This window comes from Candidatus Izemoplasma sp. (assembly GCF_982632705.1).
Genome location: NZ_CEXEES010000013.1, coordinates 15,975 through 36,246 on the forward strand (window position 1 = coordinate 15,975; position 20,272 = coordinate 36,246).

The 20,272-nt window shown below is 33.5% G+C and carries 23 protein-coding genes, 1 pseudogene and 1 riboswitch; all 24 genes and pseudogenes read left to right on the top strand.

The genetic code is table 11. The features are described 5' to 3' along the window. The first annotated feature begins 7 nt into the window (after positions 1-7). The 24 genes and pseudogenes from AC2LE6_RS03150 to proS all read left to right on the top strand — a co-directional run bounded on the left by AC2LE6_RS03150 (position 8) and on the right by proS (position 19,697). A complete protein-coding gene (locus AC2LE6_RS03150) occupies positions 8-937 on the top strand; it encodes a nitronate monooxygenase (protein ID WP_484477792.1) in 930 nt (309 codons plus the stop codon). Then, positions 937-1,857, top strand: coding sequence for an ACP S-malonyltransferase (gene fabD, locus AC2LE6_RS03155; protein WP_484477793.1), 921 nt, complete (start codon positions 937-939; stop codon positions 1,855-1,857). Before AC2LE6_RS03150 ends, fabD begins: the two co-directional genes overlap by 1 nt. 1 nt (position 1,858) lies before the next feature. Next, complete coding sequence (fabG, locus tag AC2LE6_RS03160; RefSeq protein WP_484477794.1) at positions 1,859-2,599, top strand: 3-oxoacyl-[acyl-carrier-protein] reductase; 741 nt, start codon at positions 1,859-1,861, stop codon at positions 2,597-2,599. Beyond that, complete coding sequence (locus tag AC2LE6_RS03165; protein ID WP_484477795.1) at positions 2,599-3,684, top strand: NAD(P)H-dependent flavin oxidoreductase; 1,086 nt, start codon at positions 2,599-2,601, stop codon at positions 3,682-3,684. Before fabG ends, AC2LE6_RS03165 begins: the two co-directional genes overlap by 1 nt. A gap of 4 nt (positions 3,685-3,688) precedes the next feature. Then, a complete protein-coding gene (fabF, locus tag AC2LE6_RS03170; protein ID WP_484477796.1) occupies positions 3,689-4,927 on the top strand; it encodes a beta-ketoacyl-ACP synthase II in 1,239 nt (412 codons plus the stop codon). Between the two features lie 3 nt (positions 4,928-4,930). Continuing rightward, a complete protein-coding gene (gene fabZ, locus AC2LE6_RS03175; RefSeq protein WP_484477797.1) occupies positions 4,931-5,359 on the top strand; it encodes a 3-hydroxyacyl-ACP dehydratase FabZ in 429 nt (142 codons plus the stop codon). A 142-nt stretch (positions 5,360-5,501) separates the two neighbouring features. Next, complete coding sequence (locus tag AC2LE6_RS03180; RefSeq protein WP_484477798.1) at positions 5,502-6,212, top strand: class I SAM-dependent methyltransferase; 711 nt, start codon at positions 5,502-5,504, stop codon at positions 6,210-6,212. After that, positions 6,209-6,721 carry an NUDIX domain-containing protein gene (locus tag AC2LE6_RS03185; RefSeq protein ID WP_484477799.1) on the top strand — a complete coding sequence of 171 codons (513 nt, stop codon included), beginning with the start codon at positions 6,209-6,211 and terminating at the stop codon, positions 6,719-6,721. The genes AC2LE6_RS03180 and AC2LE6_RS03185 overlap by 4 nt, the downstream gene beginning before the upstream one ends. Next, complete coding sequence (gene dut / locus AC2LE6_RS03190; protein WP_484477800.1) at positions 6,718-7,161, top strand: dUTP diphosphatase; 444 nt, start codon at positions 6,718-6,720, stop codon at positions 7,159-7,161. The genes AC2LE6_RS03185 and dut overlap by 4 nt, the downstream gene beginning before the upstream one ends. A 52-nt stretch (positions 7,162-7,213) precedes the next feature. Further along, a riboswitch (cobalamin riboswitch) is annotated at positions 7,214-7,382 on the top strand. Positions 7,383-7,504: 122 nt separating this feature from the next. Beyond that, entirely contained in the window at positions 7,505-8,698 is a 1,194-nt protein-coding gene (locus AC2LE6_RS03195; protein ID WP_484477801.1) for a DUF4430 domain-containing protein, read from the top strand. Between the two features lie 19 nt (positions 8,699-8,717). Next, entirely contained in the window at positions 8,718-9,146 is a 429-nt protein-coding gene (locus AC2LE6_RS03200; RefSeq protein WP_484477802.1) for a hypothetical protein, read from the top strand. Next, positions 9,143-9,670: a hypothetical protein gene (locus AC2LE6_RS03205; RefSeq protein WP_484477803.1), complete on the top strand. Its 528-nt coding sequence runs from the start codon at positions 9,143-9,145 to the stop codon at positions 9,668-9,670. The genes AC2LE6_RS03200 and AC2LE6_RS03205 overlap by 4 nt, the downstream gene beginning before the upstream one ends. A 198-nt stretch (positions 9,671-9,868) precedes the next feature. Continuing rightward, positions 9,869-10,552, top strand: a pseudogene (gene rpsB, locus AC2LE6_RS03210) (30S ribosomal protein S2); the annotation flags it as partial. A 357-nt stretch (positions 10,553-10,909) separates the two neighbouring features. Continuing rightward, on the top strand, positions 10,910-11,005 hold the full coding sequence (locus tag AC2LE6_RS03215) for a Rho termination factor N-terminal domain-containing protein (RefSeq protein WP_484477816.1): 96 nt from the start codon (positions 10,910-10,912) through the stop codon (positions 11,003-11,005). 115 nt (positions 11,006-11,120) lie between these two features. Continuing rightward, complete coding sequence (gene tsf, locus AC2LE6_RS03220) at positions 11,121-11,999, top strand: translation elongation factor Ts (RefSeq protein ID WP_484477804.1); 879 nt, start codon at positions 11,121-11,123, stop codon at positions 11,997-11,999. 61 nt (positions 12,000-12,060) lie between these two features. Beyond that, the gene (pyrH, locus tag AC2LE6_RS03225; protein WP_484477805.1) at positions 12,061-12,771 is read left to right on the top strand and encodes a UMP kinase; all 711 of its coding nucleotides are present in this window, start codon (positions 12,061-12,063) and stop codon (positions 12,769-12,771) included. 13 nt (positions 12,772-12,784) lie between these two features. Continuing rightward, positions 12,785-13,342 (top strand): ribosome recycling factor, encoded by a 558-nt coding sequence (gene frr, locus AC2LE6_RS03230; RefSeq protein ID WP_484477806.1) that lies wholly within the window; start codon positions 12,785-12,787, stop codon positions 13,340-13,342. Positions 13,343-13,406: 64 nt separating this feature from the next. After that, positions 13,407-13,736: a hypothetical protein gene (locus AC2LE6_RS03235; RefSeq protein ID WP_484477807.1), complete on the top strand. Its 330-nt coding sequence runs from the start codon at positions 13,407-13,409 to the stop codon at positions 13,734-13,736. Continuing rightward, positions 13,736-14,020: a hypothetical protein gene (locus AC2LE6_RS03240; RefSeq protein WP_484477808.1), complete on the top strand. Its 285-nt coding sequence runs from the start codon at positions 13,736-13,738 to the stop codon at positions 14,018-14,020. The genes AC2LE6_RS03235 and AC2LE6_RS03240 overlap by 1 nt, the downstream gene beginning before the upstream one ends. Before the next feature lie 84 nt (positions 14,021-14,104). Next, complete coding sequence (locus AC2LE6_RS03245) at positions 14,105-14,836, top strand: isoprenyl transferase (protein ID WP_484477809.1); 732 nt, start codon at positions 14,105-14,107, stop codon at positions 14,834-14,836. Beyond that, the gene (locus AC2LE6_RS03250) at positions 14,833-15,657 is read left to right on the top strand and encodes a phosphatidate cytidylyltransferase (protein ID WP_484477810.1); all 825 of its coding nucleotides are present in this window, start codon (positions 14,833-14,835) and stop codon (positions 15,655-15,657) included. The genes AC2LE6_RS03245 and AC2LE6_RS03250 overlap by 4 nt, the downstream gene beginning before the upstream one ends. After that, on the top strand, positions 15,654-16,793 hold the full coding sequence (locus AC2LE6_RS03255) for a 1-deoxy-D-xylulose-5-phosphate reductoisomerase (RefSeq protein ID WP_484477811.1): 1,140 nt from the start codon (positions 15,654-15,656) through the stop codon (positions 16,791-16,793). The genes AC2LE6_RS03250 and AC2LE6_RS03255 overlap by 4 nt, the downstream gene beginning before the upstream one ends. Positions 16,794-16,810: 17 nt before the next feature. Continuing rightward, positions 16,811-18,448 carry an RIP metalloprotease RseP gene (gene rseP / locus AC2LE6_RS03260; protein ID WP_484477812.1) on the top strand — a complete coding sequence of 546 codons (1,638 nt, stop codon included), beginning with the start codon at positions 16,811-16,813 and terminating at the stop codon, positions 18,446-18,448. 10 nt (positions 18,449-18,458) lie between these two features. Continuing rightward, on the top strand, positions 18,459-19,697 hold the full coding sequence (proS, locus tag AC2LE6_RS03265) for a proline--tRNA ligase (protein WP_484477813.1): 1,239 nt from the start codon (positions 18,459-18,461) through the stop codon (positions 19,695-19,697). Positions 19,698-20,272 lie beyond the last annotated feature (575 nt).

A 20,272-nucleotide genomic window follows, 5' to 3' on the forward strand; every position in this document is an offset into this window, starting at 1 on the left:
GGATAATATGAAGACATTACAAGAATTGTTAGGGGTAGAATACCCGATAATTCAAGGTGGAATGGCTAATATTGCAACACACAAACTTGCAGCTGCTGTAAGTGAAGCTGGTGGTCTTGGACTAATTGGCGCAGGTGGTTGGGATGTTGACAAAGTACGCTTTGAAATAAGAGAAGCAAGAAAAGTAACTGATAAAGTAGTTGGGGTAAACATTATGTTAATGAGCCCACACGCAGCTGCAATCAGTGATATGGTTATAGAAGAAGGTATAAAAGTTATTACAACTGGAGCAGGTAATCCAGGAATCTACATGGAGAAATGGAAAGCTGCTGGAATAATTGTAATCCCTGTTGTTCCAAGTGTTGCATTAGCAAAACGTATGGAACGTTCAGGTGCAGATGCACTTGTAGTAGAAGGTACTGAAGCAGGAGGACATATTGGTGAGTTAACAACATTCACGTTGTTACCACAAGTTAGAGACGCTGTAGATTTACCAATAATTGCTGCGGGTGGAGTTGCTGATTATAGAGGATTAGATGCTGCATTTTGCTTAGGAGCACAAGGTGTTCAAATTGGAACAGTGTTACTTGCAAGTGAAGAATGTCCAATCCATATCAATTACAAAAACTCTGTTGTAAAAGCAAAAGATACATCGACAGTTGTTACTGGTAGAGGAACAGGAGCTCCAGTAAGAGTTCTTAAAAATAAGATGTCTAGAAGATATCTTGAATTAACAAAAGAAGGAAACATTGATCTTCATGAACTTGAGAAATTGACTTTAGGTAGTTTACGTAAAGCTGTTCTTGAAGGCGACATGGATGGCGGAAGCATTATGGCCGGACAATCTGCTGGGTTAGTAAAATCAGTTAGACCTGTAAAAGAAATTTTAGATGATATGTATGTAAAATCTAAAGTGTATAGGGGGATACTGGCATAATGAAAAAAGTATTTATGTTTTCAGGACAAGGTGCTCAATACGTTGGAATGGGTAAAGAGTTTTTTGATCATTCAGAAAACGCAAAAAACATATTCCTTAAAGCGGATGATATCCTTGGATACAAACTATCAGATATTATATTTGAGAATGAAGAAAAATTAAATGATACATTATATACTCAAGTAGCGATGTTTACATTGTATGCAGCGACACTTGAAGTATTAAAAGAAAATAATATTGAAGCAGACTTTACATGTGGTTTAAGTTTAGGTGAGTACGGTGCAATGTATTACAGCAACGTATTCGATTTTGAAACAGGATTAAACTTACTTCAAAAGCGTGGAGAGTTTATGAATCAAGCTTGTCTTGCAACATCAGGAAAGATGAGTGCAATAATCGGGTTAGATTCAGACATACTTTTGGACATTATTGAGAATGTAAGTGGTTATGTGAAAATAGCGAATTACAACACATACGGTCAATTAGTAATTAGTGGTGAGGAAAACGCAGTATTGAAAGTGAATGAATTAGCCTTAGAGCAAGGTGCAAAACGTGCGATTCTACTAAATACAAGTGGTCCATTCCATACAGAACTTATGAAAGATGCAAGTATTAAATTAGGTAATTACGTAGCAGTATTGGAACTAGATGAACCTACAAAAAAACTATTACTAAACACAACAGGAGATTTTTACGATCAAGAGAATTTAAAAGTTGAAATGCCAAAGCAAATAACAAGCAGTGTACTATTTTATCAAATGATAGAGAAGCTGTTAGAACAAGGTGTTGATACATTTATTGAAATTGGTCCTAAGAAAACACTGAGTGGATTTGTAAAGAAGATAAATAGAAAACTGAATATTGTTAATGTTGAAGATATGGTTTCTTTAAACAAAACAATAGCGAAACTGGAGGAGTAATATGAGTAATAAAGCGAAAACGGTAATCGTAACTGGTGGAAATACTGGAATCGGTAAGGAAATTTGTTTACAGTACGGTGCAAAGAAAAACAATGTTGTAGTGAATTACATATTTGATGAAGACGCAGCAAATGATGTTGTTACTCATATTGAAAATCTTGGTGGAAAAGCAATTGCTGTATATGGTGATGTAACAAAATTAGATGACTGTAAAAATATTATAGATAAAGCAGTTGAAGAATTTCAAAAGATTGATGTCTTAATCAATAACTCAGGAATAACCAGAGATGGTTTAATGATGAGAATGAGTGAAGATGATTTTGATATGGTAATAAATGTAAACTTAAAAGGTACTTGGAATATGTGTAAATCTGTTACGCGTCACATGATGAAAAACAGATCAGGAAACATTATAAATATTTCAAGTGTTGTTGGTATTATGGGTAATGCTGGTCAAGCAAACTATGTTGCTTCAAAAGCTGGTGTTATCGGTTTAACAAAAACTCTTGCCAAAGAGTTCGGTGCTCGTGGAGTTAGAGTTAATGCTGTTGCTCCAGGATTCATTGAAACTAAAATGACTCAAGTTTTAACTGACGAAGTTAGAGAAGGGTACATGGCACAAGTTCCTCTAAGAAACTTTGGAACTCCTGTTGATGTTGCTAACGCTTGTATTTTCTTATCAAGTAGTAAAGCAAGTTATATTACAGGACAAGTTTTAAGTGTTAATGGTGGAATGATTTAATGAACTTAAAACCACTAACAATAAATGGCAAGCAAGTTAAACTACCGATCATTCAAGGTGGTATGGGGATTAGGATAAGTCTTAGCAAATTAGCGAAAGCTTGTATGAATAGTGGGATAGTAGCTACTATAAGTGCTGCACAAGTTGGTTTTCTTAAAAAAGGATTTAAGAAAGACCCAATGGGTACAAATAAAGTAGAGTTAATAAAAGAAATTAAGAACATTAGAGAACAAAATCCAGATGGTATATTAGGTGTTAATTTAATGCATGCTATCAACGATTATGGAGAATATGCTTCGTTCTTAGCAGAACAAGATATAGATTTCATAGTTAGTGGTGCAGGGTTACCTCTTGATTTACCAGAATATATAAAGGATACAAATGTCAAAGGTGCGTTTATTATAAGTAGCGCAAGAGCTTGTAGAATCCTTCTTAAAAGTTGGGACAGAAGATATTCATATATGCCAGAATTTGTTGTGTGTGAAGGACCTTTAGCAGGTGGACACCTTGGATTTAGTAAAGAGGACTTTGAAAACGGAAATGTTAAATCTTTAGAAGATATCATTTCTGAAGTTAAAGAAATCGTTTCTATTTATGAAGAGAAATATGATGTCAAAATTCCGATCATCGCTGCGGGTGGTGTTCATGATGGGCATGACATGGCAAATATGATTAAAGTAGGCGCAGATGGTGTTCAAATCGCTACACGATTTATCGCAACTGATGAATGTGATGCAAGTGATGAATACAAAAATGAAATAGTTAAAGTGAAAGAAGAAGATATTGTTAGAGTAGAGAGTCCAGCTGGATTACCTGGTAGAGCAATCAGAAACTTTTTAACAAAAACATTAGAAAAGCATCAGTTAAAAGTGAACTACTGTGTTAACTGTTTAAAGACCTGTCAGAAGAAAGATATCCCATACTGTATCACTGAACAACTAGGTAATAGTTCAAGTGGAGATAAAAATGGTTTATTATTTACTGGCGCAAAAGCATATTTAATTGATAAAATAGATACTGTAGATAATATAGTAAAAGAAATTATAAGAGAATGTAGAAGAGATTTACAATTATTTGGAGGATAACATTATGAAAAGAAGAGTCGTTGTTACAGGAATCGGTGCAATAAGCCCGATCGGAAATGATGCTCCTACAATGTGGGAAAATGCTAAAAAAGGTACAAACGGTATTGATTTTATTAAACGTTTTGATACTGAATCAAACAGCACAAAAATTGGTGCTGAAATTAAAGACTTTGATTTTGTGGAATACTTTGGTAGAAAACAAATGAAACGTATGGATCGTTTTGTACAATTAGGAATGATCGCAAGTAAAGAAGCAGTATCGGATAGTGGTATCGATTTTGATACAGTAGATAGAGACCGTGTAGGTGTTTATTATGGATCAGGTATCGGTGGACTTGATACAATAGCCAACGAAGAAGATAAAGCAAAAATCAAAGGATATGACAGAATTAGTCCTTACTTTATACCTAGTGCAATCATAAACATTGCAGCTGGGCAAATTGCAATTGATTATGGACTGAACGGAATGGTGACAAGTCCTGTTACAGCTTGCGCAAGCGCAACAAATGCTATAGGTGATGCGTTTAGAGCTATTCGTGATGGATATTTAGATATGGTTTTAGCTGGTGGAACAGAAGCTAGTTTAATACCTCTTGGACTTGGTGGATTTAATGTTATGCAAGCATTAAACAAATCAAATGATCCAGAAAATGCATCAATCCCTTTTGACGCAAATCGTTCAGGATTTGTAATGGGTGAAGGAGCTGGAACACTTGTTCTAGAAACATTGGATTCAGCACTAGCAAGAGATGCAAAAATATACGCAGAAATCGTAGGATATGGTGCAACATGTGATGCTTTCCATATTACTGGACCAGATCCAGAAGCTACAGGGGCTCTTAAATGTATGTTAATGGCTGTGAATGATGCTGGATTAGACGTGACGGATGTTGATTATATCAACGCACACGGAACTTCAACTCCACTGAATGATAAAACAGAAACATTGGCGATTAAAAAGGCATTTAAAGAACATGCGTACAAATTAAACGTTTCAAGTACAAAGTCGATGACAGGTCATTTACTTGGTGCTTCAGGAGCAATTGAAGGTATCTTTGCGGTGTTAAGTGTAAAAGAGAACTTTATACCACCAACAATCAATACAAAAACATTGGACGAATTATGTGATTTGAATTATACTTTAGGTCAAGGTGTAGAAAAAGAAGTGAATGTTGCAATATCAAATAGTTTAGGATTTGGTGGACATAACGCTACTATCGCATTTAAGAAATATAGGGGGTAAATTATGTTATTAAATAGTAATCAAATACAAGAAATTATTCCTCACAGATACCCGTTCTTATTAATCGATCAAGTATTAGAATTAGAACCAGGGGTTAGCTGTGTTGCTAAAAAGAACGTTACTGCAAATGAAATGCAGTTCATGGGACATTTCCCACAAGAACATGTTATGCCTGGAGTATTAATGGTAGAAGCACTTGCTCAAACAGGGGCTGTAATCATTTTATCTTTAGAAGAAAACAAAGGTAAAATTGCGTATTTCGCAGGTATCGAGAAATGTAAATTCAAGAGAAAAGTAATTCCTGGAGATACATTGACATTAGAAGTTGAAATCATCAAACAACGAGGACCAATTGGCTACGGTAAAGCAGTAGCTAAAGTTGGAGATGAAGTAGCAGTTATCGCAGAATTAAAATTCGCAGTAGGTGAGTAAAAAAGCAAGATTAATCTTGCTTTTTTTATTTGATCAGAATCATTTCAAACTCAGTTAATTAGAGGAAAACGACAAAATAACAATAAATAACTATATTTCGTATAGAAAGTATATGATATAATACCTGTATTGGGGTGGTTTCATGGAAAAGTTAAAAGAAATTCTAGCAAAACTTGATAAACCAAGAATATTAGATGTTGGAACTGGTGGAGGTAATTTTATTAAATTACTAAGCTCTGTTTACGATAACTACGAAAGTATAGTTGGTATTGATCAACTAGAAATCGCGATAAGTTCTTCAAGTAAAAACTTTGAAGATAAACGAATTTCCTTTTTACAAATGGATGCGTTTAATATGAGTTTTGAAGACAACGAGTTTGATGTTGTTTGTTTATCAAATAGTTTACATCATTTAAGAGATGTAGCAGGAATTTTAAAAGAAATGGAAAGAGTACTAAAACCAGGTGGAACATTATTGATAAATGAGATGATGCAAGACCATTTAACTACAAGACAAATCACTCATTTAAAGCTCCATCATTTTGCAGCTGAGATTGATCGCGAACGAGGACAGACTCACAATGAAACTTTTAAACGTACAGAAATCATTGAGGTTCTAGAGGCAAACAGTAGTTTGACTGTACAAGAAGCATGGGACATGGAATTTGAAAGAGAACCTGAGAACTCAGAGGAGGAAATCCAATGGTTATTGAAGACCATTGATAGATTATCTGATAGAGTAGAGGACAAAGAAAGACAAAAACACTTTAAAGAAAAAGGGGAAAGGATAAAAGAGTATGTGTTAAAAGTTGGATTTGATTCAGCAACACAACTTCTTGTGATTTTACAATGAAATTACTAAAGATATTTGATAAGCGCGATACTAAAATAGGCTCTCAAGATATTATCTACAGAAATGCAGCAAGAGCAATCATTCTAAATGATCACAAAATTTTATTGGTATACTCGGATACAACAAAGGAGTATAAATTTCCAGGTGGTGGAATCGACAAAGAGGAAACCAGACAAGAAGCGTTAAAGCGTGAAGTATTAGAAGAGGTAGGTAGAGAAGTTAAGTCTGTGAATGAATGTTTAGGTTATACTGACCAAATATACAATGATATCTACGATACACATAAATACTTTTATCAAAGAAGTTATTACTACTTCTGTGAAATTACTGAAGAGTATCACGGTTTGAAGTTAAGTGAAAGTGAAAGAGCACTACGTTTTCTACCTAAATGGGTTGAAATAGATGAGGCAATTCGAATTAATGAAGAAAAGATTGCATCTGGAACTGCATTTCCTTGGACTGAAAGAGAGCTATACGTACTTGAGTTGTTGAAAGGAATGAACCTATGAGAGGATTCGAGAAAGCCAGAGGCTATGAGCAAATAACTTATGATTTACCAAAAAGAGGGACTAAATATAGCGCAGGTTATGACTTCGCAATCATTGAGGATTTAGAAATCAAACCAGGCGAAATTAAAATGGGAGTTACAGGGATCAAGGCATATATGATGGATGACGAAGTACTTAAACTTTATCCAAGAAGTAGTTTGCCAAGAAGATACAACTTAACGATTCCAAATAATGTAGGTATCATTGATAAAGATTATTATGGGAATGATGATAACGATGGTGCTATATTTGTTAGTTTGCACAACTTTGGAACAGAAACTGTTACCTTGAAAAAAGGTGAAAGAGTTGCACAAGGAATCTTCACAAAATATTTAACAATTGATAACGAAGAAACCGTTACAAACACTCGTAATGGTGGATTTGGAAGTACTGGAAAATAAACGGTAGAAATTACCGTTTTTTTTATTGACTTAAGGTAGCGAAAGGTCTACAATAAAACTAGATGTTAGGTGTCGCAAGACATAACAGGGAATTGAGTTAAAATCTCAAGCTGTCCCAGCAACCGTAAGACGGACGAAATGCAACAAACCACTGCTTTAGCGGGAAGGTGCATAGTAGGATGAAGTCAAGCCGGTAGACCTACCTAGGCCATCTAGAAACATAAGTACTCCTGGGTTATGAGTAGGTTCGTTTTCATAAATATATTTCTATATATTATATTTAACGAGATATCCATCCAGGGGGATGGTTTTTTTATTTTCATATAATATAAGGAGGAACACTATGAAAAAACTATTCTCTATGATGCTAGCGTTATTACTATTAATTAGTTTGACAGCATGTACAGAAGAACAAGCACCAGAAGTAGATACATTTACAATCGAAGTTGTAGTATCTGAGGATCATACGGAATCGTATGATTTAGAAGTAGAAGAATTGGCATTACTTGAAGTTATTGATTTAAGTTTAAAAGTAGAAGTAAGATACACAGAAAGTCAATACGGGTCTTATATCACTGGAATTGGTGAGATTGATGCGATGACTGGAAACTATGTAGCAATATCGAAAAATGGAGAAGCAAGCATGGTGGGAATTGATGATATGACATTTGAAAAAGATGATGTTATAACGTTTGAAATTCTTTGGTACGATATGACTGCAAAAGCAGTGTATGATACAATCAATGCATTTGTTGAAAATCATGCAAGTGATTATGTAAATGATTCATTAATTGATTACAATGTACTTGCAGCTTTAGAGGTTTTAGAATTAACAGATGAATATATTACAAGCGAAGAAGTTAGTAATTATTATTCTAGTATGGAATTGGTAACAGTTGCAGATTATTATAAAGCTATCATTATTCAAGGAATTGTTGACTTAGATACAACTGATTTAGTTGATGATTTAGTTGATATGTTCGTTGTGGGTCCTTATGGACAAACAGCATATGGAGTGTTAGCTGTAAATTCACAAGATGTTGGAAAAAGCACAGTTCTTTTCAACGCTATGGCGAGTTCTTACTTTAGTTCAAATACACCAGTTAATGATGGATTAGACACTGGAGGAATCAACTTAGTTGCATTATCGGTGATGACAACTAAAACAGATACAAGAGTAAGTGATTTCTTAGCTTGGATTGATGAAGATCAATTACCTAGTGGAGGAATAAAAACAAGAGATATGGTATATGGAGAAACTACTTATCCTGGGACTGAAAACGCTGCTTCAATGGCGCAAGTAATTCTAGGAATGATCGCTGTAGATGAAAATCCAGCAGGTGAAAACTATACTATTGATGGAAACAATTTAATATCAAGATTAACGGAGTTTGCAGATGAAACAGGTGCATTCTCTTGGATGATTGACGGAGATGTAGATTTAGTATTCAGTACCCCTCAAGCGATTTTAGCTTTAGTGTGTTACCAAGAATACATCAATACATTTGCTCCTGTTAATCCATATATTTTAGATTAACAAGAAAGGTAGTGGAGACATGAAAAAGTTAATAATTTCATTTGTTGTAGTATTTTCTATAACTATTATTTATGTTGTGTTTTCACAACCAAAAACAGGAGATGACCTGGGTACAATTACGATTCAAGTTGTTGATCAGTCAGGTGAACTTGTAATAAATGAAGAATTAATTTTTGACGAAGAAATGAGCTTATACGACTTGCTTCAAGAGGAGTTTGAAATAGCGTGTGGAAGTGCTAGTTATACTATTGATAATACATGTGCTTATGCGTCTATTAATGGACATATAATTCTACAAATTGGAGAAGTATCTACCGATTGGTATAGCAGTTATTTGAAGATATATATTGATGATATTGACAGTAATTATGGTGTTGATAATGTTATGCTTGAAGACGGTGTAGTATATAAATTTGAGTACATTAGTTTAGGTGGTGATGGTTCATGAGTGTAAAGAGAATGCTAATGATTGCATCAAGTGTTGCAATAATTTTTGTTCAAGAACAAGCACTATTGTTTTTACCTAACGTGCAATTTACAGTTCTACTTATCATCTTGTTTAGTAGTGTGTTTACGTTTAAAGAATCAACATTAATGATACTTGTATATGTGTTTTTAGATAGTCTGTATATGGGTGCTTTAAATCCATTTACAGTAGTACCACTTGTTATAGCATGGATGTTAATTCCAATCGCATATAACTCTATTTTAAGAAGATCAAATAATGAGTTTGTGTTAGCAATTTTCGCATTATTCTTTGGGTTCATATTTGGATGGGTATTTATCCCGTTTAATATGATTCAAACAGGGATTATGAATCCACTACCATATTTAATAGCGGATTTACCCTTTGAGGCAATCATGGCAGGAACTGGGTTCTTGACCGTGGTGTGGGCTTACAAGCCATTGAAAATTGTTATGAATCAGTTATTGTATGGGGCAGAATATTATACTGCTAAATCAAAAAATTAACTCGGGATTTTGATCCTGAGTTTTTTATACTATTATTATAATAATAAATGTTTAAATATCACTTGAATAAAAACTATCAGTGTAGTACAATATAAAAGCCGTAAAATACACACACACCTGAGTAGATAGTCGTGAGCTAGAAATAGTGGCTATTAGCGTTGAGGGTCGTGGAGGCACAATCAAAAGGAGGAATTTAAAATGGCTGTAGTTTCAATGAAACAATTATTAGAAGCTGGTGTTCACTTTGGACATCAAACTCGCCGTTGGAACCCGAAAATGGACAAGTATATTTATACTTCACGTTCAGGGATCCACATTATCGATTTACAAAAAACTCAAGGGTTAATCGATGAGGCTTATGCAAAACTTTTAGAAATCGCAAAAAATGGTGGAAGAATTTTATTCGTAGGTACAAAAAAACAAGCACAACAAGTAGTGAAAGATGAGGCAATCCGTTCAGGACAATTCTACGTTTCACAAAGATGGTTAGGTGGAACACTAACAAACTTCAAAACAATTAGAAAATCAATTAGAAGATTACATGACATCAAAAAAATGGAAGCTGATGGTACTTTTGATAAGTTACCTAAGAAAGAAGTTATTGGATTACGTAAAGAACTAGATAGACTAGAGAAATTCTTATCAGGAATTAAAGAAATGAAAAAAATCCCTGAAGCAGTATTTGTAATAGATCCTATCAAAGAGAAAAACGCAATCTTAGAAGCAAGAAAACTTCATATCCCAGTATTTGGTATCGTTGATACTAACTGTGATCCAGATCTAGTTGATGTAATCATTCCAGCAAATGACGATGCAATCCGTTCAGTAAAATTAATCGTATCTAGATTAGCTAACGCATTTATCGAAGCTGTTGGTGGAGAAATTGTAATTGAAGAATTACCACCGAGAGAACCAAGAAAACCTTATGACAGAAACAGAAAACCATACGATAATAACAGAAAACCTTATAACAAGGATAGAAAACCTTACAACAACAATTCTAAGCCTTATAACAAGGATGCAAAACCATATAACCGCGATAACAAAACTTCAAAACCTTATGTTAAACCAGAGCAAAAGAACGTAGTACCTGCTGCAACAAAACCAGCAGTTACACCTACTCCTGCTCCAGTTGCAAAAGTAGTTGCTGAAGCACCAAAAAAAGTTGAAGTAAAAGCACCTGTACAAGTTAAAGTACAAGAAAAGGTTACGGCAAAACCTGCTAAAGATTTAAGCGCAATGACTGTTGCAGACTTAAAGAACTTAGCCAAAGACAAAGGTTTATCAGGATACTCAAAACTTAAAAAAGCAGAATTAATCGAAGCTTTAAAGTAATATAAAAAGAGCTTTAGGGCTCTTTTTTTAAAAAAGATTTTAGTATAATAAATTGAAAAAAACATATAAATATAGTATAATATTTTACGGAAAACCACATTAGGAGGAAACGAAAATGGCAATTAGTGCAAAACTAGTTAAAGAATTAAGAGATAAAACTGGTGCTGGTATGATGGATTGTAAAAAAGCGTTAATCGAAACAGATGGAAACGTTGATGCAGCGATCGACTGGTTAAGAGAAAAAGGAATTAGCAAAGCTGCAAAAAAAGCAGACAGAATAGCTGCAGAAGGATTATGTAATATTGCGGTAAACGGAAATGAAGCTGTTGTTTTAGAATTAAACAGTGAAACAGATTTCGTTGCTAAGAATGCAGAATTCTTAACATTATTAGATGGTGTTACAAATGCAGTTGCAAATAGTAATGCAACAAACTTAGAAGAAGCATTAGAAGTTCAATTTGAAGGTAAAACATTAGCTGAAAAATTAGTAGATGCAACTGCTAAGATTGGTGAAAAATTATCATTAAGAAGAGTTTCTAGAACTGTTAAATCAGATTCTGAGTTCTTTGGAGCATACAAACACATGGGTGGAAGAATTGTATCACTTGTAGTTTTAGAAGGTGGAAGCGATGACGCTGCTAAAGATGTTGCAATGCATGTTGCTGCAATCAACCCTAAATACAAAGATCAAACTGAAATCAGTGAAGAAGTAATTGCTCATGAAAAACAAGTATTAACTAACGAAGCTTTAAACGAAGGTAAACCAGCAAATATTGTTGAAAAAATGGTAGTTGGACGTTTAAATAAATATTTAAAAGAAATTTGCTTAGTAAATCAAGCGTTCGTTAAAAACCCAGACTTAACTGTAAAACAATTCGTTGACGGAGCTAAAGGTTCAATCAAATCTTTCTTAAGACTTGAAGTTGGAGAAGGAATTGAAAAACGTAGCGATGATTTCGCAGAAGAAGTAATGGCACAAGTTAACAAGGCATAAATTACATAAAACTAGGACGCAAAATCAAACTTGTGTCCTATATTTATAAAAGGAGGGTACTATGACATCTAGAAGAGTAATTATTAAACTAAGTGGTGAAGCTTTAATTGGTGAAAACAATAAGGCGATTGATCCACACAAAGTACGTGAAATCGCAAATGAAATCAAAGGAGCCTATGATTTAGGCGGTCTCGAAATCGGTATAATTGTCGGTGGAGGAAACATTTGGCGAGGTAAAATTGCTAGTGAAATGGGAATGGAACGTAGTAGCGCAGATTACATGGGAATGATCGCTACAATAATGAATGCTTTAGCATTACAAAATGCTTTAGAAGAACTAGGATTAGAAACTAGAACTATGACAAGTTTGAACATCCCTCAGGTAGCCGAACCATATATCAGAAGAAAAGCTATAAGCAATCTTGAAAAAGGTAGAATAGTAATCTTTGGTGGAGGTACAGGTAATCCATATTTTAGCACAGATACAACATCTGCATTACGTGCTGCTGAGATAGGTGCTGAATTTATCTTAATGGCTAAGAATGGAACAGATGGAGTTTACGATAAAGACCCAAGAACAAACAAAGATGCAGTAAAATATGATTCTTTAACACATCACGAAGTGTTAGATAAGAATCTACAAGTTATGGATTCAACAGCTTCAGCTTTATGTAAAGACAACCATATCAAAATTATCGTGTTCGATATGAATGAAGAAGGTAACATCAAAAAAGCTGCAAGTGGTAAAAAAATAGGAACATTAATATATTAAAGGAGGAATAACAATGCCTGAAATGATTTTATTAGAAACAGAAGAAAAAATGGAGAATGCAATTGAAGCTCTACAAAGAGAGTTCTCTAAGATAAGAACAGGTCGTGCAAATCCGAAATTATTAGAAAGTGTACAAGTTGATTACTACGGTGCTCCAACACCGATTACACAAATAGGATCAATTGGAGTTCCTGAACCAACACAATTAATTATAAAACCTTTCGACAAAACTATTGTTAAAGATGTAGAAAAAGCAATTTTAGCTGCAAATATTGGTGTAACTCCACAAAATGAAGGACATCAAATTAGAATTGTTTTACCACCATTAACAACTGAAAGAAGAAAGCAAATTGTAAAAGATATTGGTAAACTTGGAGAACGTTTTAAAGTTGAGATTAGAAACGATCGTCGTGATGGAAATGATGCAATTAAGAAATTAGAAAAGGCATCTGAAATTAGTGAAGATGATTCTAAAGGATATCAAGATGAAATCCAAGAGTTAACAGACAAATACACAAAAGAAATTGATTCTTTAGTAAAAGCAAAAGAAGAAGATATATTGAGTATATAAGACTACATTTTGTAGTCTTTTTCTTTTAGGTACTATGGTATAATATAAGTGAGGGGGAGATATTATGAGATATCCACAAAAAACATCCATTGTAGGTTTAATAATTGGAATGTTTGGTTTGTTACAATTTGCCGTTGGTGTACTATTTGTACTATCACATTATGAGTTGATAGATATAGAGGTTATGTTCTATGATAATGAAATAGCAATGTATATACTAACATTTGTTTTTTCACAACTACCAGAATCTGTGTTTTCATTTGATACATACTTGATCTTAGGAATAGCAGTGATGTTAAATGGTTGTGTATTTATAGCTTTTTACTCTGTGTTGAACAAAGTAAACCAAACCAATGCTATGGTTAGAAGAATTTTTGATAGAGTGAACAAATAGTGATTCATAGATCAAGAAGAAAACGGGAACTCACTAGAAAAGGGATATGGATAGTGATTGGTTTAATTAATTTATCATTTGGAGTGTATTTGGGTTTAATAGCAGTTGAATTTATAGAATTTCCACCAACTTCCTATTTCCCATTTGGCATAGGGAATATAGTTAGATTCATGACTTTATTTGCAAATGGTAATATAAGGATAACTGCAATAATATTTGGACTGATAGGAATGCTATTTATTTTTTGGTCTGATGGTAGAATTGATAAGTATAAAAGACGTTAATATATTATATATTACGTCTTTTTATTTGATAGCATTTTATATGTATATATAGTATAATTAAATACTGTAAAATGAGGTGTAGAAATGAATATAGAAAAAAGAGTATTAAGTGGATATATTCCACAACATATAGCAATGATTATGGATGGTAATGGACGTTGGGCTAAGAAAAGAAAATTACCCAGAACTTTAGGACACAAAAAAGGGTCTGAAAATCTAAAGAATATTGCCTTGATTTGTAATGAAATCGGAGTGAAAGCTTTGAGTGTTTATGCATTTTCAACTGAAAACTGGAATAGACCAAAAGCTGAAGTTGATTATCTAATGGATTTACCTAAAGAATTTGAAGAGACATTCAAAGGGAAGTTTAAAGAGAATAATATTAGAGTAATGTTTTCTGGTAGAAGAGATCGTTTCCCTGATCATGTAGTTGAGTTAATCAATAGAGTAGAAGAAAAAACCAAAGAAAGAACAGGATTGATTCTAAATATCTGTTTTGATTATGGTTCATATACAGAGATTACAGAAGCTGTAAAAGAGATTGTAAATGAAGTTCAGAATAAAAAGATTGATGTAAATGATATAACACCTGAGGTTATAGGGAATCATTTATATACAAAAGAACTTCCAAAATTGGATTTAATGATTAGAACTTCTGGTGAAGAAAGAATAAGTAACTTCTTATTATGGCAAATAGCATATAGTGAATTCTATTTTGCTAAGAAACATTGGCCAGCATTCGACAGAAAAGAGTTGTTCAAAGCGTTAGACAACTTTCAAAAACGTAATAGAAGATTCGGAGGACTTAAGAAATGAAGACTAGATTGATAACTGGAGTAATTTTATTACTTATATTTGTACCATTATTTGTTATTGGTGGATTGGTATTTGATATCACTTTACTTGTACTTAGTATGGCTGGTACATGGGAATTATCAAGAATGTATAGAAAAGGCACAGAAAAGCCAGTTTGGTTAACAGGTGTAGAAGTACTGTTTAGCGGCGGGTTATTCTATTTGATCAAAGGATTTTATCAAGGAGAACCATACATTGAAGGGATATTTTATATTATTATACTAATGTTTATTATTGCTAGTTTATTTTCAATATTTATTGAAGTATTTAGTAGTAAGGAACTAGGGAATTTCTTTATTAGTATACTGTATCCTGCACTTGGATTTGGTGCACTTGCTGGACTTAGAAGTTTTAATGATGGATTACTTGTTATTGGATTCTTATTTATGATAACAATAATGACAGATGTATTCGCATATGTTGTTGGTGTTAACTTCGGTAAACATAGATTGGCTGTTAAAATAAGTCCGAAAAAGAGTGTTGAAGGTAGTATTGGTGGAACGTTCTTTGCGATATTGTTCACAGTATTATATGTGTATTTGGTTAAATTAGAAATGATTGATACATTAACACTTAATGTATTTATTACTATAGGATTAATATTCGTTATATCTATAATGGGACAAATGGGAGACTTGGTTGCTTCTAAGTTAAAAAGAGATTGTGGGATTAAAGATTATAGTAATCTATTCCCAGGTCATGGTGGTGTAATGGATCGTTTTGATTCAGCTATATTTGCTGCTATGATTTTGATGTTAATCATAAAAGTTGTGGCTTTATGAATCTAGTAATTCTTGGAGTTACTGGTAGTATTGGATCTCAAACATTAGATATAGTAAGAAATCATAAAGAAGATTTTAACGTAGTTGCTGTAACTTGTAATAAGAATATACGTAAGTTACGTGATATTATTGTAGAGTTTAGCCCTATGTATGTTAGTATAGGGAAAAGTGAATTACTTGATGAGTTGAAAACAGAGTTTCCTAACGTAAAATTCGGTTATGGAAAACAAGGTTTGATTGAAGCAAGTACATTCAAAACGACAGAGAAAACTCTTGTTGTAAACGCACTTGTTGGTAGTGCTGGTTTAGAACCAACTATCGAAGCAATTAAGATGAAAAGAAATGTTGCATTAGCGAATAAAGAGACGCTAGTTATAGGTGGAGAGTTAATTATGCCACTTGTTAAAGAGTACGGTGTTGAATTAATTCCTATCGATAGTGAACATTCAGCTATTCAGCAATTAATTTTAGAAAAGAAAAAAGACGTAAAAGAGATTATTATTACTGCGAGTGGTGGTAGTTTTAGAGATTTGACACGTGAAGAATTAAAAAATGTCACAGTAAAAGATGCGTTAAACCATCCAAATTGGGATATGGGGAATAAAATAACTATAGATTCAGCTACAATGATGAATAAAGGCTTCGAAGTGATTGAGGCTCATTATTTGTTTGATATGCCTTATAATAGAATAAAAACAGTATTACACAAAGAAAGTGTAGTACACAGTTTGGTGGAGTATAACGATAGTAGTATATTGGCTCATATTGGAATACCTGATATGCGAGTACCAATAAATTATGCATTGTTTTATCCAAATAGAATGCCCTATAAGGGTGAGAGATTAGATTTAATAAAACTAGGTGCACTTCATTTTGAAGAGTTATCAATGGAAAGATACCCGTTGTTACGATTGGCAGTTGAGGCAGGTACATTGGGTGGATTAAATCCAACGATACTTAACGCAGCGAATGAGGAAAGTGTATATTTATTTTTAGAAGAAAAAATATCATTCTTAGATATTGAACAAAATGTTGAAGAGTGTTTGAATATTTTTAAAACAGAGTTAGAGATTACCTTAGAAAACATAGTAGAACTTGATCGTAAGGTTAGGGAGTATGTAAAGAATAAGGTCTAATAAAAGGACGTGGCACGATGGGTATTATATCAGGAATTTTAGGAATACTTGTATTTCTACTTGTATTAAGTTTAGTAATAATTATACATGAATTAGGACATTTCATTGCAGCTAGAAAAGCAGGAATTTTATGTCATGAATTTAGTTTAGGTATGGGTCCAGTTGTTTGGAGCAAGAAAAAAGGAGAAACAGTTTATTCTATTAGACTATTTCCACTTGGTGGTTTTGTTGCAATGGCTGGAGAAGAATTAAAAGATGAAGTAATTAAAGTTGGAGATCAAGTTAGAGTTATCTTCAATGAACAGAGAAATGTTAAAAAGTTAATCCTTGACCATAAAGAAGAAAAGTGGCAAGAATACGAACTTGTAACTGTTGAAAAAATCGATTTAGTTGGTCATAAAAAAGATGGATTCTTTACAGCACTTTACATCAATGATTACGCAGTAGCTAGAGATGCTATGTATGTTGTAAATGGTAAAGAGATTCAATTGGCACCAGCCGATAGAAACTTCAATACCAAAAACAAACGCCAAAGATTTTTAGCAATATTTGGTGGGCCGTTTATGAACTTTGTTCTGGCATTCTTTGTGTTTGTTTTGTTTGGACTTGTAAGAGGGTTCCCAGCAGAGGATTCTAGTCAGATTGGTATTATTGGAGCCGCTTCTCCCGCTGAGGGTCATATAATCGAAGGAGACGTAATCACACAAATTGATGGTGTTGATATATTCTCTTGGGAAGATATCAGTACTGAGTTAGATAGAGATTTATCAGTAAGATCAGTAGAGTTTAGATTAACTAGAAATGGAGATCCCGTGTTTGTTACCATCGAACCCGTGATTGAAATGTATAGTGTAGGTTTATATAGTATGGCAGGTGCAGGTGAGGACTTGTTACTTGGAGGATTCTTCGGAGACAACAAACGTGTTCAAGTTTGTTTGACCGAAAATGTCATTACTGATGAAGGTGCCGATGAGTTATCGTGTAACATAAGTAATCAAGGTGATGAGTATTCTACATTCTTAGAGGATGATGAAATTATCGAGATTGATCAAGTCCCCGTTAATGACTGGGGAACTGTAATATCAATTATTCAAAGTAATACTGATGGAGATACAATTGAATTTACAATTATTAGAGATGGATCAGAGGTAGAAATTACAATTATTGAACCTTGGGGCATTGATGTACTTGATACACAAGGCTTACCTCTAGTTGACAGTAGTATTGGAATTGGTCCAATGTATTCATTTAACTTATTTAAAAGTTTAGGATATGGAGTAACTGGAATTAAAGATTCATCAACAATGATTTTTGATACCTTAGCATTATTATTTGATAATGATCAAGTTGGAGTAAGTGATTTAGCAGGTCCACTTGGAATTTATCAATTAACAAGCAATGCTTTAAGTCAAGGATTTGCAAGCTTACTGGGATGGGTTGGTTTATTAAGTGTTAACTTAGCTGTTATCAATTTATTACCTATACCAGCATTAGATGGTGGACGTCTTGTATTTTTAGGGTATGAAGCATTGACAGGACACAAACCAAATCAAAAAGTAGAAAATACACTACATTACGTAATGTACTTGTTATTAATGAGTTTGTTCGTATTCATTACATACAACGATATATTACGATTAATCGGAATAAAATAGGAGTGACATTATGAAACAAAGTTTATTGTTTGTACCAACGTTAAAAGATGCGCCAAAAGACGCAGATGTAAAGAGTCATAAGTTATTAACACGTGCTGGTTTGATAAAACAAGTAGCGGCAGGTGTTTATACTTATTTACCACTTGGATACAAAGTTATTAGAAAGATAGAAGACATTATAAGAGAAGAACTAGAAAACATCGGAGCGAGCGAATTATTAATGCCTGCCCTTCAACCAAAAACCTTATGGGATGAGTCAGGTAGATGGGATAAATATGGTCCAGAGTTAATGCGTTTAAAAGATCGTAAAGATAGAGATTTTTGTTTAGGTCCAACACATGAAGAAATCATAACTCAAGTTGTAAGAGATTATATTAACTCTTATAAGAAGTTACCATTAGCCTTATTCCAAATTCAAACGAAATTCAGAGATGAAATGAGACCTCGATTTGGTTTAATGCGTGGACGTGAGTTTATCATGAAAGATGCATATACATTCAGTGATACGGATGAAGACTTAGATAAATGGTATAAATTATTCTCTGATGCATATACTAAAATCTTTAAGAGATGTGGATTAGAAACTAAAATCGTTTCAAGTGACACTGGACAAATTGGCGGAGATGAAGCGGATGAGTTCATGGTTATGAGTGAAGTTGGAGAAGATACAATTACATTCTGTCAATCATGTAGTTATGCTGCAAACCAAGAACATAGTGGTCTTAAAAAAGGCGACGTATGTCCTGATTGTGGTGGAACAATTGATGAGGCAAAAGGAATCGAAGTTGGTAACATATTCAAATTGGGTACAAAATACAGTGAATCAATGAATGCAAAGTTCATTGATAGAGAAGGAAAACAAAAAGCTGCAATCATGGGTTGTTATGGTATTGGGATTAGTAGAACACTAATGGCCAGTGTAGAACAACACTCAAGTGATGATGGAATCATCTGGCCTGATGAGATTGCACCATTTAAAGCACATGTGATCCCTGTTAATACAAAAGATGAAGGTCAAGTAGAACTCGCTACTAAAATCTACCAGGAATTGAAATCAAAAGGTATCTCGGTACTTCTAGATGATCGTAACGAAAGAGCAGGAAGCAAGTTTAAAGATGCTGATTTGATTGGGTTACCATTTAGAGTAGTTGTCGGAAAACGAGCTGCTGAAGGTATTGTAGAATTCTCTAATCGTAAAAAAGGAACCAAAGAGGATTTAACAGTAGAAGAAGTATTCAAATCTATATAATATAGAAAGCCCATAAAATTGGGCTTTTTTTATATCCTTATATATATATAATATAGAAACATTATCTCAGCAAAGAAATAGGTCAAGCATAATACCAAATTAATAGAACAAATGTGTTGACAAAAATACATGTTTTTTATATACTTTTCATTGCAGTCAGAAGAAGATATTATATCTCTTCGATATTGCATTTTATCTCTTGAAAAAGAATGATAAAAAAGTTTACAAAAGTGTTGACATTATTAAGCATATTAGATATACTCTTTATTGCAGCGTGTTATAGCGCGACCCACTTATAGCGGACATTTCAACCTTATTTACTTGGTCTTGATTGAACACATATATAGGTTAGAAATAAAGCATAAAAAAGTGTTGACAATATAGTGGAAATTTATTACACTTGATATTGCTGGTCCGTACAACATCTGTCCAGCAGCACAAATGAAACTAAAAAGTTTCATAAATGTGTTGACAAGAATGTTCGACTCATAGTAGAATATTCAACGCATCCCTAAAGGGATTGCAACCAATTAGGTCTTTGAAAACTGAATAGAACAAGTCAATTTGAGTTTAGG